15 protein-coding genes are annotated in these 17,483 nt (G+C 49.1%); 5 read left to right on the top strand and 10 right to left on the bottom strand.

Annotation, left to right across the window (positions count from 1 at the left end; translation table 11 throughout):
• Positions 1 to 148: 148 nt before the first annotated feature.
• From F0Q32_RS26560 to F0Q32_RS15590, 4 genes are all read right to left on the bottom strand, one after another.
• A complete protein-coding gene (locus F0Q32_RS26560) occupies positions 149 to 442 on the bottom strand; it encodes a hypothetical protein (RefSeq protein WP_255475370.1) in 294 nt (97 codons plus the stop codon).
• A complete protein-coding gene (locus F0Q32_RS15600) occupies positions 439 to 1,200 on the bottom strand; it encodes a helicase RepA family protein (protein WP_255475369.1) in 762 nt (253 codons plus the stop codon). The genes F0Q32_RS26560 and F0Q32_RS15600 overlap by 4 nt, the downstream gene beginning before the upstream one ends.
• 3 nt (positions 1,201 to 1,203) lie before the next feature.
• Positions 1,204 to 2,049, bottom strand: a complete 846-nt coding sequence (locus tag F0Q32_RS15595; protein WP_255475368.1) for a toprim domain-containing protein — start codon at positions 2,047 to 2,049, stop codon at positions 1,204 to 1,206.
• Positions 2,050 to 2,183: 134 nt separating this feature from the next.
• Positions 2,184 to 3,059 carry an integrase domain-containing protein gene (locus F0Q32_RS15590; RefSeq protein WP_149463793.1) on the bottom strand — a complete coding sequence of 292 codons (876 nt, stop codon included), beginning with the start codon at positions 3,057 to 3,059 and terminating at the stop codon, positions 2,184 to 2,186.
• 1,077 nt (positions 3,060 to 4,136) lie between these two features.
• Here F0Q32_RS15590 and F0Q32_RS15585 point away from each other — a divergent pair.
• Positions 4,137 to 5,120, top strand: a complete 984-nt coding sequence (locus F0Q32_RS15585) for an AAA family ATPase (RefSeq protein ID WP_149463792.1) — start codon at positions 4,137 to 4,139, stop codon at positions 5,118 to 5,120.
• Between the two features lie 21 nt (positions 5,121 to 5,141).
• Entirely contained in the window at positions 5,142 to 7,586 is a 2,445-nt protein-coding gene (locus tag F0Q32_RS15580; RefSeq protein ID WP_149463791.1) for a S8 family peptidase, read from the top strand.
• A 133-nt stretch (positions 7,587 to 7,719) separates the two neighbouring features.
• Here the strand turns inward: F0Q32_RS15580 and F0Q32_RS15575 are convergent, their stop codons facing one another.
• The 6 genes from F0Q32_RS15575 to rpmH form a co-directional block, all read right to left on the bottom strand.
• On the bottom strand, positions 7,720 to 8,940 hold the full coding sequence (locus tag F0Q32_RS15575) for an integrase arm-type DNA-binding domain-containing protein (RefSeq protein ID WP_149463790.1): 1,221 nt from the start codon (positions 8,938 to 8,940) through the stop codon (positions 7,720 to 7,722).
• 320 nt (positions 8,941 to 9,260) lie between these two features.
• Positions 9,261 to 10,625, bottom strand: coding sequence for a tRNA uridine-5-carboxymethylaminomethyl(34) synthesis GTPase MnmE (gene mnmE, locus F0Q32_RS15570; RefSeq protein WP_149463789.1), 1,365 nt, complete (start codon positions 10,623 to 10,625; stop codon positions 9,261 to 9,263).
• A 104-nt stretch (positions 10,626 to 10,729) separates the two neighbouring features.
• Complete coding sequence (gene yidC, locus F0Q32_RS15565) at positions 10,730 to 12,373, bottom strand: membrane protein insertase YidC (RefSeq protein WP_149463788.1); 1,644 nt, start codon at positions 12,371 to 12,373, stop codon at positions 10,730 to 10,732.
• A 2-nt stretch (positions 12,374 to 12,375) separates the two neighbouring features.
• On the bottom strand, positions 12,376 to 12,633 hold the full coding sequence (yidD, locus tag F0Q32_RS15560; RefSeq protein ID WP_015966614.1) for a membrane protein insertion efficiency factor YidD: 258 nt from the start codon (positions 12,631 to 12,633) through the stop codon (positions 12,376 to 12,378).
• Positions 12,597 to 12,956, bottom strand: coding sequence for a ribonuclease P protein component (gene rnpA / locus F0Q32_RS15555; RefSeq protein WP_014072458.1), 360 nt, complete (start codon positions 12,954 to 12,956; stop codon positions 12,597 to 12,599). The genes yidD and rnpA overlap by 37 nt, the downstream gene beginning before the upstream one ends.
• A gap of 16 nt (positions 12,957 to 12,972) precedes the next feature.
• The gene (gene rpmH / locus F0Q32_RS15550) at positions 12,973 to 13,113 is read right to left on the bottom strand and encodes a 50S ribosomal protein L34 (RefSeq protein WP_000831330.1); all 141 of its coding nucleotides are present in this window, start codon (positions 13,111 to 13,113) and stop codon (positions 12,973 to 12,975) included.
• Between the two features lie 791 nt (positions 13,114 to 13,904).
• Between rpmH and dnaA the strand changes: the two genes are divergently transcribed.
• Genes dnaA through recF form a run of 3 tightly spaced genes read left to right on the top strand, consistent with a single transcriptional unit; the run spans position 13,905 to position 17,480 of the window.
• Complete coding sequence (gene dnaA, locus F0Q32_RS15545; RefSeq protein ID WP_041686133.1) at positions 13,905 to 15,302, top strand: chromosomal replication initiator protein DnaA; 1,398 nt, start codon at positions 13,905 to 13,907, stop codon at positions 15,300 to 15,302.
• A gap of 4 nt (positions 15,303 to 15,306) precedes the next feature.
• Positions 15,307 to 16,407 (top strand): DNA polymerase III subunit beta, encoded by a 1,101-nt coding sequence (dnaN, locus tag F0Q32_RS15540; protein ID WP_149463787.1) that lies wholly within the window; start codon positions 15,307 to 15,309, stop codon positions 16,405 to 16,407.
• Positions 16,407 to 17,480, top strand: coding sequence for a DNA replication/repair protein RecF (gene recF / locus F0Q32_RS15535; RefSeq protein WP_149463786.1), 1,074 nt, complete (start codon positions 16,407 to 16,409; stop codon positions 17,478 to 17,480). Before dnaN ends, recF begins: the two co-directional genes overlap by 1 nt.
• Positions 17,481 to 17,483 lie beyond the last annotated feature (3 nt).

Genomic DNA, 17,483 nt, shown 5'->3' with positions numbered 1-17,483 from the left:
TCCCCCATATTCTCTGAGGTGAATTCCATGAGCACAGCAATGGCGCGGGTTGAAAGGGCATCCCCCATCTTTCGCTGTTAAAGGTGAATAATGTGGGGGGAGTCGAGTACTTGGCAGTGTATCCCCCCACATATTCCGAGTTCTACCATCATTCCCCCGTATCCGGGAGCCGGATCTGTTCTCCATCGAGCACAATCAGTTGCTCGCGCAGCAGCTTCTCCAGCCAGCGCGAAAATTTCTTCTCGACGTTAATTCCCTTAGCCCGTAGATCGTCGCGCAAGAGCGCGCGGGTACAAGGCTTATTCTGGCTGATGCGTTGGTTAATACAGTGCCATAACGCCGTATGGTTGCGTGTGATATGAGGAACGCCGGGTGGTATGCCACTACTCAGTAAGTCATCGTCTGGTTGTCGGGGATCGTCGTTCAGCACCAGCGAGGTCACTGGTTCGCCATCGCTATCGGTATAGATAACGACTTCCTCAAGATCGAGGCGGTGACCTCCGGCATCTCCGCATCTTTCATCTTTGTACAACTCAGGGTGATAGCGTTGCAACGTCCCTCGCGCCTGACGTTAAACTCGGCATCCAGCGCGGCCTGAAAAGCACTTGAACCGCGTGCGCCCCGTTCCTGATCCTTACCCGAGTGATGAACTATCATCATCGCCGCGCGCGTATGATACCGAATGGTGTCGCAACCCTGGATAAATGCGCCCATATCCCGCGCGGTGTTTTCATCTGAGTTACCAAAACAGCGGGCCAGCGTATCGAGGATAATCAGCCGTACCGGCATTCCGGTCATGTTCTGAATGTCCTTTGCCGCCAGGATCACCTGCTCGATGCTTCCCGGAGCGGCTGGAAAGATCGGGCAGTCGACGCGAAACAGGTTATCGAGCGCCATCTCGTCATTAACGCTGAGTTCCCAGGCGCGGATCCGCCGCGATACACCGGTTCCTCCCTCTCCGGCGATAAACAGCACAGCCCCTTGATTGACTCGCCTTCCGCCCCATGACGTACCGCTGGCAATATGGCACGCCAGCGATACCGCCAGAAAGGATTTAAAAGAGCCGCCGGGGCCGTAAATACTGCACAGCGCCCCGGCGGGGATGAGTCCTTTAACCAGATAATCCTGACTGGTGTTAAACCCTTCCGAGCCCCGGCGCAGCGGAAGGGTGGTGGTGAGAGTACGGTCTGATGCTGTCATGGCTTACGACCTGAGATTTGCAGGAAGTTGCTGGTTGAACACAATCCGGGAAATGGATTCACCGTAGTGACGGTAAAATTCATCCCAGTCGCTCAATGTGGTGTCTGCAGGGAGAACCACACAGCCCTTCACTACTTCGGCAGCGGCGGTTGCATTCAGCAACCCGGTATTTTTTTCCTGACTGCAATCATTATCGCCAGCCAGGATAAGGTGGCATTCAGGCCACTGCGCCCGGAAAGCGATGGCCACATTTTTCAGGTTGTGCGCCGACAGGGCAGCAACGACCGGAAAATGATGGAGGCATGAGACTGCAAGCGCGGTTGCATATCCTTCGGTAATGATGATGCCTTCCGGTGGTTTGCTGTCCGGTACCCAGGGTTCCGGTCTACCGTTGCGGCTCGCCTGATGTACCGGGCAAAAACAATCCTTCAGATGGCTACCGGGCAGCAGGTACTTTTTCCCTCCAGGATGAATGAACTGCGCACCTGTCAGCTGCGCGCCTGTATTTCGAATTGGCAATACCAGCGTACCCGCCCCGAAATGCACGCCGCAGATTGTTCGGCTACTACGCTCAGTCAGAAGCCACTGGGCTCGTCGCCAGCCTCGCGTTGTCAGATACGGCGCTTCTCCGGATTCGCAATGACGAAGCAGTGTCTTAATACGCGATTCCATATTCAAAGCCTGTGATTTTTCCCTGGCTGGCGGAACCAGCGGTACAGGATCCATGTCCTGCACCATTCCGGCGGCCGCAACCAGTGCGCAACCGAAGAAGCGGGAAACCAGATCCAGTCCGTCACCTGCGCCGCACTGATTGCAGAACCATGTGCCGCGCCCCTCCAGATCATCCATCCTGAAGCGATCCTTACCCCCACAACAGGGACACGGGCCATGCCGATGATTTGGTGGAATGAAAATGCCAAGTTGTTCAAATATTTTCGGCCAGTTATTGCGTGCACGATCGGAGACGGCAGAAACGTAATAGCTCATGATTGCCTCCCATACACCTGCTGGATGTAGCGCCCTCGACCATCGCCATGACCAAGATCCATCGCAACCATCGCCCAGGCTTCCGTTATACTCAGCCCCAGTCCCTGGTAGTGCGCCATCGCCTCCTGCGCCCATGAATAGCGCAGACTGTGTGGTGCATAGGGGCCAGTCAGCCCTGCGCGAACTGCGCTGCCACGCCAGTAATTCATTGCGGCGCGCAGATCGGGTTTATTGAGCAAACGTCCCCCGCGTTGTGCCATAAGGGGTATTGCCCGCTTCAGGATGTTGCGTAGCCTTTCAGGTTCGAGCACCACCGTCTGACGGGAACGTGATCCTTTAGTGCCAAAAACCACCTGCAATCGGTTTTCTCCACGCTCTAACGCAGCGGCCCAGGTCTTCAGAGACTGGCAACACTGCACCGCTTCCTGTGAACGCAAACCCATTGCTCTGGCAAGCTCCAGCGTCAGAGCCAGCCCTTCATCTTTTTCATGAAAAGCAGACAGCGCCGACAACCAGCGTTCTGAGGTTAATGGCAGATGCGTTCCTGCCCGGCTGGCGTTGCCCAGCCCGAGCGCTTTATTGCTGATGCGCTCCGATTGGGTAAATTTTTGACGTCCAGACTGAACAAGGATGGTGCGCAGGGCGGCCATCTCGTTTTGTAGCGTGCGTGGCGTAATTCCTGCTTCCCTTCGTGCCATCACGTAGCTTTCGATATGTGACGATTTCAGATGCTGGAGATCCTGAATCTGGATATTCAGCTTGTGCAGATGCTGGCTTAAACGCCCGGCGATGCGGAGGCGATCATGGACTGTTTTAAAACTGCCGCCAGCCAGCAGGGCGAGTTTTTCCATGCGTTTTGTAAGTTTCGACATAGCTACTCTCCACTCAATTCTCCGACGCGCGGTTGGACACAGCGTGTTGTGCTGAACGATACCGGTGCGCCGGAGAATGCGCGGATGAGGTATGACGGGGTACGGTGATGCACGAATGCAGCCGCCTGCTTAGGCAGGTATATCCCCACAGGTAAAATAACCTGTCCTCCGGTATCGGTTCGGTAGTGCTGGTTTCTCCTCCTGGTAAGTGAATTTCTGACATCTGTTTGAGTGTCAGCCTGTTTATTGCAGTGAATTTGCAGGCAGTAGCTGGGTTGAAGCTGATCTGCGCGCTGGCGTCACTTTCACTCGCTTACGCTCTTAAAAGTGACGCCGTGTTTTGCAAATTCAGCAGGAAGTACGGACGCAAAGCCTTCGGCAATGCCGTCCGACTTCTCTACAGCGTTCTGTCTGTCGCTACGCTTGCAACAGGGTAGCGATAAAGGGTGTGGTCACCTGTATCGAGACAGGAGGTCAGTTTCAGACCACGCTTCGTTCCCTGGTTGACCGGGGGGCTGACCGCCAAAGGCGCTTCTTACAGGTCGTAGTTCGTCTTAGAACAGGAAGCTTTTAGGGGTACTGCTATGAGTTGGGGATAGGGTAGATCTGGGGGAGAGGGGAAGCCGTGAGAAACTGTTATTGGGATTTGAAAATTTTTTATCAACTAAATCAATAAGTAATGGTTTCGTGACCAAGCGGTATGACTCAAGCTTGAAGAAAATATGTTATCGCTAAGGACTATATTTCATAGGGGGAAATTCGGAGGGAGAGGTACAACCTTATTGTTAAGTATCAGTGATACATTCCGTGGATTTTTGTGCAATACCAATGTTTTTTTTGATGGAAAAGAAACATTCAATAACGGTTTTTTCCTTTGTATGCGAGTCTTGGGTGATGCTATATGAAACTATTAATGTTATTGGGGGATAAGTATTGATTATATTTTGTATATAAACGATATATTGTGATTTGATTTTTGATTAAAGAATTTATATTAATTTTGATGAAATCCTTATGAAAATGGTGTATAATATGAAAACTTTTTATAATGGGTGTGTCGAAATTGTGAGATAAAAAATGGCTAGTGCAAATCAGCTTAAGTTGCTAATAAAAAGTCATATTAATAAAGATGATAGAAAATTTCTGACTACTGTATTACAGATTGCTGCGCACGAAGCTAAAATTGGACATACTAACTTTGCTGATGAATTAAGATCATTAGTTGAGAAAGCAAAGCTTTCTGATATTGATGAAAATAATTATCCTAAAATATTTTCGTCAAGTACAGCTGTAATGACACACACCTCGACGGAACTTTTTACTGTTAGTCATCCGACCGTTTCTCTTAGAGATATAATTCTTTCAGAGTCAATTAGAAATAAAATAATTAGATTTTTAGATGAAAATAAAAATTCAATAAAAATTAGACAGCACGGTTTAATTCCAAGGAGACATGTAATGCTTTTTGGACCTCCGGGAACAGGAAAGACAATGACTGCTTCTGTTATTGCTCATGAGCTATCATTCCCTCTTTTCACTGTAAGAATGGATTCATTAATAACAAAATTTATGGGGGAAACCTCTGCTAAGCTAAGAAGTATATTTGATTATATCTCACAACATAGAGGCGTCTACCTTTTTGATGAGTTTGACACAATCGGATCTAAAAGGAGTATGATCAATGACGTAGGTGAGATAAGACGCGTTCTTAATACTTTTTTACAGCTTTTAGATGAGCATCGAACAGATAGTTTAATTATAACCGCGACGAATCATAAAGAGATTCTTGATAGTGCTCTTTATAGAAGGTTTGATGATGTTATTGAATATCAACTCCCTGTAGAACATAGTTTAGAAGAGCTGATTAGGAGTAAGTTTATTTCCTATGAGTTAAAACTAACCTCACTTAATGAGGTAGTTAAATCAGCGGAAGGTCTTAGCTATGCTGAGATTTCAAAAGCGTGTGATGATTCTATAAAACATGCAATTATTCACAATAAAAAGGTTGTATCTCAGGAATCATTAATGCATATGCTTGTGGAAAGAAAATCATTCCATTAATTATCCTACACATGGTGCCTTATGAAGGAACATATAAAGCTTTCGTTAAAACAGAAACTGTATGATTTTTCTCCTGTATTGCCAGTCCCTCGCAAGAAGATAAAGCCAGTTAATCGGAATGCACATTTTGCAAAAATACGAGAAGAGTTAGGTAATGCGCTAATAAAAGCAAACAATTCTCTATTGAATATACCCCAAATCCCATCATTTGAACCACCTAAAAACATAGTATTAACATTTAAAGAAAATAAAGATATTGATGAACGACTTGTGATCAAAAGTTTGGATTCACATGGTATGACGCTATTATCTGTAAATAAAATAGATGATAGATATATTGCAAATGTCTCTGTGCCTCAGGATAGAATAGAGAAATTACAAGAACTAGTAGAAGATTATGGAAATAAAACCCAAGGGAAATATAATACACCAAAAAATAAATCCCTGATTGAATCAATATCTGAAATTGATTATGGAGATATAAGTTCTTTATGGCTTTCTGAAAAGTCGTTACCTTTAAATAAAGATTTAATTATAAATACTGAGGTTTGGCTAGATATTTCAAGCATAGATGCAGATGTCTTAGAAGAGAAAATTCAAAACATTGCAACAACGTTAAACATAACTATAATGAATGGGCGGATTGTTTTCAGAGATAGATTGGTTAAGATTGTTTGTGCTTCTATAAATCAATTACAACTTCTGCAAACAATGCTCCAACAAATAGCAGAAATTAGACCAGCAAATACAGTTAGTGTTGATTTCCTTGATTTAAAACCGACACAGCAATTTAAATGGACTCAAAATATTACATATACGCTTTCTGATAGCCAGATTCCCGTATGTATTTTAGATACCGGTGTAACTTATACTCATCCCCTTTTACAGCAGTTCACGAATTCTAAATGTGTTATTTCTGCAGAGCCACATTGGAACCCCGATGATCAAAAAGGTCATGGTACGGGTATTGCTGGATTAGTTGTTCTTGGTGATCTAAAAAATACATTACAATCGTCTAATGTAGAAATAACAGCAAAAATCGAATCAGTTAAAATACTACCAGATGTAGGGTATAATGATCCTAAGCTTTATGGTTCTATAACTACAGATGCGGTTTATAGCATTGAGTCAATTGAACCGTCTAGCAATAGAATTTATACGATGGCTGTAACATCAGAATATAGTCTAAGAGGAATACCGAGTAGTTGGTCAGCAAAAATAGATGAGCTTTCTTCTGGTACACCTGACGATGAATCTAGGCGATTATTCGTTATTTCAGCTGGTAATATGGAACCGCAATATATATCTGACTACCCTAATTCAAACATAACATCCTCAATTGAAGATCCTGCCAACTCTTACAATGCACTTACTATTGGATATTGGGCTAGTGAGAATAATATTCGTACTCCTGGATATGTACCTGTTGCCAAACTCACAGATTTAGGGCCCACAACTACAACATCTCTACGATGGTTAAGAAATTCACCAATAAAACCGGATGTAATTTTTGAAGGCGGTAATTATGGTTTTGATACAACCTATAATTTCCCTGCAGACTTAGAGGAACTTAGTCTTACAACAACGTCCAATCAAAGTAATTCTGGAATTTATTTTACAAAATTTGCAGAGACAAGTGCAGCGACAGCATTAGCTTCAGGGTTTATATCTAAAATATGGAGTAAGTACCCTAACTATTGGCCTGAAACAATTCGTGCATTGATTGTTCATAGTGCAGAGTGGCCACAGGAGATTTATAATAGATTTTCGCCTTATAAAAACAAACAAGATGTTGAAAATCTATTAAGAGCTGCAGGCTATGGTTACCCAAATTTGGTAAAAGCTATTTCAAGTGGTAATAAATCTGTTAATATGATTGTTGAGGATCAGCTACAGCCATATACTGAAGATGGGAAACTTAATAAAATGGCACTCTATACATTACCATGGCCAGAAGATGTATTACTTCAGTTGGCTAGTGAGGATGTAAAGTTGAGGGTAACATTGTCATATTTTATTGAGCCAAACCCAGGGGAAAGAGGATGGCAGAATAAATATAAATATAGCTCATATGGATTGAGGTTTGATTTCAATAGTGCTGGTGAGGATTCTCAAGAGTTTGTATATCGGATAAATAAAAAATATAGAGATGAGATAGATGATGTTGATTCAGGAAATAGTGATTCAAACCAATGGTTTTTAGGGCAAAAATTACGGAGTAAAGGTTCAATTCACAGTGATGTTTGGTCTGGGACTGCTGCAGAACTCGCAGATAAAAAATATATTGCAATATTCCCTGTTAGCGGGTGGTGGAAAGAGTTAAAAAAAGAGAAGCGGCAATCTAGTATTGCTAGGTTTTCCTTGTTAATTTCAATTGAGACACCCTCAAATAATATTGAGATACAGAATAGAATTGAGCAACTGATATCAATTGATACAAGTGTAATTAATTCAATAGAAATTTAAATCCCGAAACCAATCCCTTATCAAAGTATAAGGGATTGGTTTTAAAAATATTCATGTGAGCAATTTTCATGATGAGTTTTTTTGTATTCCAATTTATCTATTTATCTATTTATCTATTTATCTATTTATCTATTTATCTATTTATCTCATAAGCCTTCCCAAACTTCCCGATAACCACCTTCCGCCCCTCCTCAATCTGAGCATCAACAAAGTCCGCCCAGGACTGAAGCATCTCACAGCGTTGATTCAGGTACTCCGCACGGTTGTAGACACCGCGAACGCCGCCAATCTTATGCGACAGGCATTTATCTACCCAGTCGGAGTTGTAGCCTTGCTCATGTAGCAATGTGCTGGCAGTACGCCGGAAGCCATGAATAACAAAATCCCTGACGTTCAGATCCAGTGTACGCACCGCACAGTTCGGCGTTGTTTTGGAGATCGGGCGTCGGTGGTCGTTTCGGCTGGGGAAGACGTATGGAGAATCTCCGGCCAGAAATTTTAACTCTTCGAACATCGCCAGCGCCTGCTTTGACAGCGGAACAATATGCGGGTTATCCATCTTCATTCTTTCGCCGGGGATACGCCATTCCAGCGCGTTGAAGTTAACTTCGCTCCATGTCGCTTCAATCATCTCCGATTTACGCACCATGCAGATGATCAGCAGGTGCAGAGCCAGTTTGTGGCGTCGGTTCATATTAGAGGTGTAGATCCCCCGTAACAGGATGCCGATCTCTTCTGCTGTTAGCGCCACGTCACGGCTTGTTGCTTGTGCGATATAACGAGCCTCGATAGCGGCTGCCGGGTTGTTGAATATGATTCCCCTGGAAATCGCATAGGCCAACATGCGTTTAAGCACATTTCGCGTTAGTAGCGCGACGTGATCCGAACCTCGTTGTTTGATGCGGTCGAGCACGACCTGAATGTGGGCAGTTGTGAGTTCTTCGAGTTCCAGCTTCCCGATGATGGGAATGATGTCCTTCTCGATAACGCGAGTGATGTTGCGCGGATCGCGGTTACTTTTTTCAACGATATCGGTCAGCCAGCGTTTGGCGAATGTTTTGACTGTCGTTGGGTCTTTCTGTTTAAGCTTTTCTTCCTGCTTTTTCTGCGCGGGATGGATGCCATGGGCAACCATTGAGCGGCACTTTTCACGCCAAAGCCGCGCTTCTGCAAGTGAGAAAGCAGGGTATTCGCCCAGCGTGATCTTTTGCGATTTGTTGTCAAAGCGGTAGCGGAAACGCCAGATTTTTCGTCCGGTGGGAAGAACTTCAATCACCAACCCGTCATGATCGGCAAGTTGCCAGGGGCGGTTTCTGGGAGCAAGTGTGCGTAGTTTGGTATCTGAAAGTGCCATATCTCACCTCTACAGTGTGTCCATGAGCATCCTTTCTAATAGATTGTTTAATATTGGATTATTAACGCCTTCTTTTTCACTGTGTCCATGAGAAGGCAGATTTGAGCATTTTTTATACCGTTTTTTGTGTCCATTTGATGTGATTTTTAGCTCAAAAAACAAACAATGGCACGCGAGGGATTTAACGATGGGCACAATTCAGGACACAAAAATCGCGGATGAATCCGCACGACTATGGACGAGTACGGAAAGTAAAAAACCGCATTAACAGGTAGTTAATGCGGGTTAGTGAACGTTCACGGACGAGGATGGACTAAAACTTATTTACCAATACAAAAACTCGAGAAAATCCGGCCCAGCAAATCATCGGAGGTGAATTCCCCGGTAATCTCACTCAGAGCTTGCTGGGCGAGGCGCAGCTCTTCAGCCAGCAGTTCACCCGCCCATGCGCCTAATAGCTGCGCCTTGCCCTGCTGGAGATGTTCTGCGGCCTGCTCCAGCGCCTGCAAGTGGCGACGACGCGCCAGGAAGCCGCCTTCCATATTGGTTTCAAAGCCCATACTCTGTTTGAGATGGTTGCGCAGCACTTCCACGCCATCGCCGGTACGCGCGGAGAGGCGAACCAGTGAGTGACCATTCACCTCGCTCAGTCCCTGCGGCTCGCCAGTGATATCCGCTTTGTTACGGACCACCGTTATTGGCAGATTTGCCGGCAGGCGAGCGATAAAGTCAGGCCAGATAGCCGCCGGGTCAACGGCGTCAGTGGTGGTGCCATCAACCATAAACAGCACACGGTCGGCCTGTTCAATCTCCTGCCAGGCGCGCTCAATACCGATGCGTTCCACTTCATCGCTGGCTTCACGCAGGCCCGCCGTATCGATGATATGTAGCGGCATGCCGTCGATGTGAATATGTTCACGCAGCACGTCGCGCGTGGTGCCTGCTATATCGGTAACAATAGCCGCCTCACGCCCTGCCAGCGCATTCAGCAGGCTCGATTTCCCGGCATTAGGGCGTCCGGCAATCACCACTTTCATCCCTTCACGCAGCAGGCTGCCCTGACGCGCTTCGGCACGCACGGCGTCGAGATCGGTCATCACATTGTTGAGCTGCGCTTCGATTTTACCGTCCGAGAGGAAATCAATTTCTTCGTCCGGGAAGTCGATGGCGGCTTCCACGTAGATGCGCAGGTGAGTGAGTGCTTCCACCAGGTGGTTTACGCGTGCAGAAAACGCCCCCTGTAACGAGTTCAGGGCTGAACGCGCCGCTTGCTCTGAACTGGCGTCAATCAGGTCAGCAATCGCTTCTGCCTGCGCTAAATCAAGCTTATCGTTCAGGAATGCACGCTCGGAGAATTCTCCCGGCTTTGCGATACGCACGCCCGGGATCGCCAGAATACGTTTGAGCAGCAGGTCCAGAATCACCGGGCCGCCGTGTCCCTGAAGTTCCAGCACGTCTTCACCGGTAAACGAGTTTGGTCCGGGGAACCACAGGGCGATGCCCTGATCCAGCGCGGTACCATCGACATCTTTGAACGGCAAATAGTCGGCGTAGCGAGGTTTAGGCAGTTTGCCCAGTACGGCTTCTGCTACTTCACGCGCTTTCAGGCCAGAGATGCGCAGAATACCCACCCCACCGCGTCCCGGAGGGGTGGCCTGGGCGATGATCGTGTCGTTATGGCTCATGATATGTCTCGTCCAATACAAATAAAAAAAGGCGGTCATGAGACCGCCCTATCATTATTGTTCCGATTGCCGGGTGGCGCTACGCTTACCCGGCCTACACCGAATCAGGAGCTTTTCTTTTCGCGGCTATGCAGGCCACGTTTCTCCAGACCACGGTAAATCAGCTGCTGCTGAATAATGGTCACCAGGTTGCTGACGATATAGTACAGCACCAGACCTGATGGGAACCACAGGAAGAACACGGTGAAGATGACCGGCATAAAGGTCATGATCTTCTGCTGCATCGGGTCGGTTACAGTGGTCGGCGACATCTTCTGAATGAAGAACATCGTCACGCCCATCAGAATCGGCAGGATGTAGTACGGGTCCTGTGCAGACAAGTCGTGGATCCAGAGTGCGAACGGCGCATGACGCAGTTCAACGGAGCCCATCAGCATGTAGTACAGCGCAAGGAAGATTGGCATCTGGATCAGCAGCGGGAAGCAACCGCCCAGTGGGTTAACTTTCTCTGCTTTGTACAGGGCCATCATTTCCTGGCTCTGACGCTGTTTGTCATCGCCCAGACGCTCACGCATTGCCTGAATCTTCGGCTGCAGCATACGCATCTTCGCCATGGAGGTGTACTGCGCTTTAGTCAGCGGGTACATGATGCCACGAACGATGAAGGTGATAACGATGATGGAGAAGCCCCAGTTACCCAGGAAGCTGTGGATCCATTTCAGCAGTTTGAACAGCGGCTGAGAGATGAACCACAACCAACCGTAATCAACGGTCAGATCCAGGTGCGGCGCAACGGCTGCCATTTTATCCTGAATTTCCGGGCCAACCCACAGGGTGCTGCCCAGGGTACCGGTTTGACCCGGTTGAACCAGAACAGGCTGAGATTTGTAGCCGATTGCTGCAACGCCATTACCGAGGTTAGCGGTATAGAAGTTGTTGGAGCCATCGTTACGCGGAACCCATGCCGTTGCAAAGTACTGTTGCAGCATCGCCACCCAACCGCCTTTAGAGCTGACGTTCAGGTTTTCGTTATCTGCAATGGTATCGAATTTGTATTTTTCATACTTCGCGTCAGGCGTGGAGTATGCAGCGCCTCGGAAGGTGTGCAGCGCAAAGTTGCTGCTGCCCGTATCGCGGTGAGTCGGCAGATTGATGGACTGCTTAAGCTGACCAAAGGTGGACAACTCTAACGGTTTCTCGCTGCTGTTCTGCACGCTATAGCCCACGTTCACCGCATACTCGCCCTTTTTCAGGGTGAAGGTTTTGGTGAAGGTGTTGCCCGCTTTATCGGTATAGGTCATCGGGATAACCAGTTCGTTCTGACCATTGGCCATCACGAAAGTATCGCTGGTGACGTTATACAGCGGACGATCGCCATTTGCCGGGTTATCCGGGCCATCACGACCGGTCAGGCCGCTTTGTGCCTGATAGATAAACTGCGGCGTCGTTTCCAGTAACTGGAACGGCTCAGAAGATTTGAGTTCTTTCGGGTAAGCCAACAGGAGTGCCTGCTCAACATCACCACCACGGGTGTTGATGGTCAGCTCGAGCACATCGGTTTTCACCGTAATCAGTTTCCCCTGGCCACTGGCCGGTACGCCCTGGTCGGCGGCGCTACCCGCTGCGGTGGTCGTAGTCTGCGTGGTCTGCTGCTGAGGTTGAGGATTTTTATCCTGCTCCCAAGCCTGCCAGATCATGAAAGACACGAACAACAAAGCGATGATGAGAAGATTGCGTTGCGAATCCATCGTTAGTGTTCTCTGGTATTAAAAGGTCCGGGGGGGACGGGGTCGTCTCCACCTGGGTGTAAAGGGTGGCATTTTAATACGCGTTTCACTGTCAACCAACTGCCTTTTATCACTCCAAACCTGCGCAATGCCTCAATTCCGTATTGTGAACAGGTAGGAGTGAAACGGCAATGCGGCCCGAGTAGCGGACTAATCAGGCGTTGATAGACCCGAATGAGGGCTATCAGGAGCCGTGAGCCAGGCGACAATGGCGGCGCCATAATTTTTCCAACGCTTCCGAAAGAGCACGGTTATCGAGGTCTGCAACCCCTTTCTTCGCCACCACCACGAAATCCATAGACGGGAGTTCATGTTGACGTAAACGGAAGCTTTCACGCGTCAGACGTTTAATCCGATTGCGTTCATGCGCACGCTTAACATTTTTCTTGGCGACTGTAAGACCGATACGGGGATGCCCCAGCGAATTTTGGCGGCCGAGGATGGTGATTTGCGGCGTGCCAGCCCGTTGTGGCTGCTGGAAGACGAATGTGAAATGAGTGGGAGTTAACAAACGTAACTCCCTGGGAAATGCGAGCTTAACCACTCAGGGGTTAGCTTTATTACTTGGAAACGGTCAGACGAGCGCGGCCTTTAGCACGACGACGTGCCAGAACCTGACGACCATTTTTAGTAGCCATACGAGCACGGAAGCCGTGAGAACGGTTGCGCTTCAGTACAGACGGTTGAAAAGTGCGTTTCATGGCGATTTCTACCTAAACTTGAATAAATTCAATGGCTTTATTGGATATCCGCCCGAAAATCGAACGATGGACACCGAAGCCATGGGTGATTAAAGAGGCCGGATTGTAATAATTGTACACTCCGGAGTCAATTCTCTTTCCTTATTTACCGCGCAATTTACCACGTTTTTTGTAGCGATTAGCACGGAAAATGAGCAACATCTGACGCCTGTAGGCACGTAGCATGCGCTGGGTCGGGGATTATACGGCCTGACCATCAAAGCGCAAGGATCATCCAGGATCTTTATTAGATCATTTAAGCAAAAATTTGTCGGTACTCATTAATTTTTCCAATATGCGGCGTAAATCGTCCCTCCTTCTCTTGCGGATCGTTTACACTTAGCCGGTCTCGATCCTTCCTGTGGATAAATCGGGAAGAATCTGTGAGAAACAGAAGATCTCTGGCTCAGTTTAGGCTATGATCCGCGGTCCTGATCGGATCCACGGATCCTGGTCAGGAAAACACACTGAACGCTTCCGGTGTTTCTGGTTGCGCTACTGCCCACGGGCAGCCGAGGTGTTTTGTGGAAAACCGCAAAGAGCGGTTCGCACGTCACCCTTGTGCATTGGGTCTTTTCGACGTGTGCCAATAATCACGAACTTTTTAATCTTATACACAGCACTATTCAGGCCGCATCTGCGGCTACTGAGTGAGTCCCCGACAGTTTATGTCAGGCCGGTTCATCAACAGCACCCTGACAGGGTCGCCTGAACGATGATGTGTATCGACTTTTTTTCGAGTGGAGTCCGCCGTGTCACTTTCGCTTTGGCAGCAGTGTCTTGCCCGATTGCAGGATGAGTTACCAGCCACAGAATTCAGCATGTGGATCCGCCCGTTGCAGGCGGAACTGAGCGATAACACGCTGGCCCTGTACGCGCCAAATCGTTTTGTGCTTGATTGGGTAAGAGATAAATACCTGAACAATATCAACGGGCTGCTGAATGATTTCTGCGGTTCTGACGCCCCACAACTGCGCTTTGAAGTGGGCACCAAACCGGTCACCCATACCCTCAAAGAGACGGCAAACGTCGCGATCCCAGCACAGGCTGCGCAGGTGCATACGCCACGTGCCGTGCCCGCACCGCGTCAGGGTTGGGATAACGTACCGGCCCCGGCTGAGCCTTCTTACCGCTCCAACGTCAACGTAAAACACACGTTCGATAACTTCGTTGAAGGTAAGTCGAACCAGCTGGCACGCGCGGCGGCGCGTCAGGTGGCGGACAACCCTGGCGGCGCGTATAACCCGCTGTTTTTATACGGCGGTACGGGCCTCGGTAAAACGCACTTATTACATGCGGTCGGTAACGGCATCATCGCGCGTAAACCGAATGCCAAAGTGGTGTACATGCACTCCGAGCGTTTTGTGCAGGACATGGTAAAAGCCCTGCAAAACAACGCCATTGAAGAGTTCAAACGCTACTATCGCTCTGTCGATGCGCTGCTTATCGATGACATCCAGTTCTTTGCCAATAAAGAACGATCCCAGGAAGAGTTTTTCCACACCTTTAACGCCCTGCTGGAAGGTAATCAGCAGATCATCCTGACGTCGGATCGCTATCCAAAAGAGATCAACGGCGTGGAAGATCGTCTGAAATCCCGCTTTGGTTGGGGCCTGACGGTGGCGATTGAGCCGCCGGAACTGGAAACCCGCGTGGCCATTCTGATGAAAAAAGCCGACGAGAACGACATTCGTCTGCCGGGTGAGGTGGCGTTCTTTATTGCCAAGCGTCTACGCTCTAACGTGCGTGAGCTGGAAGGGGCACTGAATCGCGTGATTGCCAACGCCAACTTTACGGGCCGGGCTATCACTATCGACTTCGTTCGCGAAGCGCTGCGCGATTTGCTCGCGCTGCAGGAAAAACTGGTCACTATCGACAATATTCAGAAGACGGTGGCCGAGTACTACAAGATTAAGGTGGCGGATTTGCTCTCCAAACGGCGTTCCCGTTCGGTGGCGCGTCCGCGTCAAATGGCGATGGCGCTGGCTAAAGAGCTGACCAACCACAGTCTGCCAGAAATTGGTGACGCATTTGGTGGTCGTGACCATACTACCGTGCTTCATGCCTGCCGCAAGATTGAGCAGTTGCGTGAAGAGAGCCACGATATCAAAGAAGATTTTTCAAATTTAATCAGAACATTATCGTCGTGACGCTATGAAATTTACCGTAGAACGTGAACATTTATTAAAACCGTTACAACAGGTGAGTGGCCCGTTAGGTGGCCGCCCGACGCTGCCTATTCTCGGAAACCTGTTGTTGCAGGTCGCTGACGGTACGCTGTCATTGACCGGTACCGATTTAGAAATGGAGATGGTCGCTCGCGTGGCGCTGGTACAGGCGCACGAACCCGGCGCGACCACCGTCCCGGCGCGTAAATTCTTCGATATCTGCCGTGGTCTGCCGGAAGGCGCCGAGATCGCCGTGCAGCTGGAAGGCGACCGCATGCTGGTCCGTTCTGGCCGTAGCCGCTTCTCGCTTTCCACATTGCCTGCCGCAGATTTCCCGAATCTGGACGACTGGCAGAGCGAGGTGGAATTCACCTTGCCACAGGCGACCATGAAACGTCTGATTGAAGCGACCCAGTTCTCGATGGCGCATCAGGACGTTCGCTATTACTTAAACGGCATGCTGTTCGAAACCGAAGGTGAAGAGCTGCGCACCGTGGCGACCGATGGTCACCGTCTGGCGGTATGCTCTATGCCGATCGGCGAATCGCTGCCGAACCATTCGGTGATCGTGCCGCGTAAAGGCGTAATTGAACTGATGCGTATGCTCGACGGTGGTGATAACCCACTGCGCGTACAAATTGGCAGTAATAACATCCGTGCGCATGTCGGCGATTTTATCTTCACTTCTAAGCTGGTAGATGGTCGTTTCCCGGATTATCGCCGCGTATTGCCGAAGAACCCGGACAAACATCTGGATGCTGGCTGCGATATTCTCAAGCAGGCGTTCGCACGTGCGGCCATTCTTTCCAACGAAAAATTCCGCGGCGTGCGTCTGTTTGTCAGCGAAAATCAGCTGAAAATCACCGCCAACAACCCGGAACAGGAAGAAGCGGAAGAGATTCTGGACGTCAACTATTCCGGCACCGAGATGGAAATTGGCTTTAACGTCAGTTACGTCCTCGACGTGCTGAATGCGCTGAAATGTGAAAACGTACGTATTTTGCTGACGGACTCTGTGTCCAGCGTTCAGATTGAAGATGCCGCATCACAGTCGGCTGCCTATGTTGTCATGCCAATGAGACTGTAATGTCGCTCACCCGCTTGTTGATCCGCGACTTTCGCAACATCGAAAGCGCGGATCTCGCCTTATCTCCCGGCTTTAACTTCCTGGTTGGCGCAAACGGCAGTGGCAAAACCAGCGTGCTGGAAGCCATCTATACGCTCGGCCATGGCCGGGCGTTTCGCAGTTTGCAGATTGGCCGCGTGATTCGCCATGAACAGGATGCGTTCGTGCTGCACGGACGTTTGCAGGGCGAAGAGCGCGAAACCACCATCGGCCTCACCAAAGATAAGCTGGGCGACAGCAAAGTACGCATCGACGGCACCGACGGTCACAAAGTTGCCGAACTGGCGCTGCTGATGCCGATGCAGCTCATCACGCCCGAGGGGTTTACTTTACTCAACGGCGGCCCCAAATACAGAAGAGCATTCCTCGATTGGGGATGCTTCCACAATGAAGCCGGGTTCTTTACCGCCTGGAGCAACCTCAAGCGCTTGCTGAAACAGCGCAACGCCGCGCTACGCCAGGTCAGCCGCTATGAACAGCTACGCCCCTGGGATAAAGAATTGATTCCCCTGGCGGAACAAATCAGCAGTTGGCGTGCCGAATACAGCACCGGTATCGCCGAGGATATGGCGGATACCTGCAAACAGTTTTTACCGGAGTTCTCCCTCACCTTCTCATTCCAGCGCGGCTGGGAAAAAGAGACGGATTATGCCGAGGTGCTGGAGCGGAACTTCGAGCGTGACAGAATGCTGACCTACACCGCGCACGGCCCGCATAAAGCGGACTTTCGCATACGCGCCGACGGCGCACCGGTGGAAGATACGCTGTCGCGCGGGCAGCTTAAGCTGCTGATGTGCGCACTGCGCCTGGCACAAGGCGAGTTTCTGACCCGCGAAAGCGGTCGGCGCTGCCTGTACCTGATAGATGATTTTGCCTCTGAACTTGATGACGCGCGTCGCGGGCTGCTGGCCAGCCGCTTAAAAGCGACGCAGTCACAGGTTTTTGTCAGCGCGATCAGCGCTGAACACGTTATAGACATGTCGGATGAAAATTCGAAGATGTTTACCGTGGAAAAGGGTAAAATAACGGATTAACCC

The sequence above is a fragment of the Pseudocitrobacter sp. 73 genome (assembly GCF_008369545.1).
Classification (GTDB): Bacteria; Pseudomonadota; Gammaproteobacteria; order Enterobacterales; family Enterobacteriaceae; genus Pseudocitrobacter; species Pseudocitrobacter vendiensis.
This window is presented reverse-complemented; position numbering and strand designations above follow the sequence as displayed.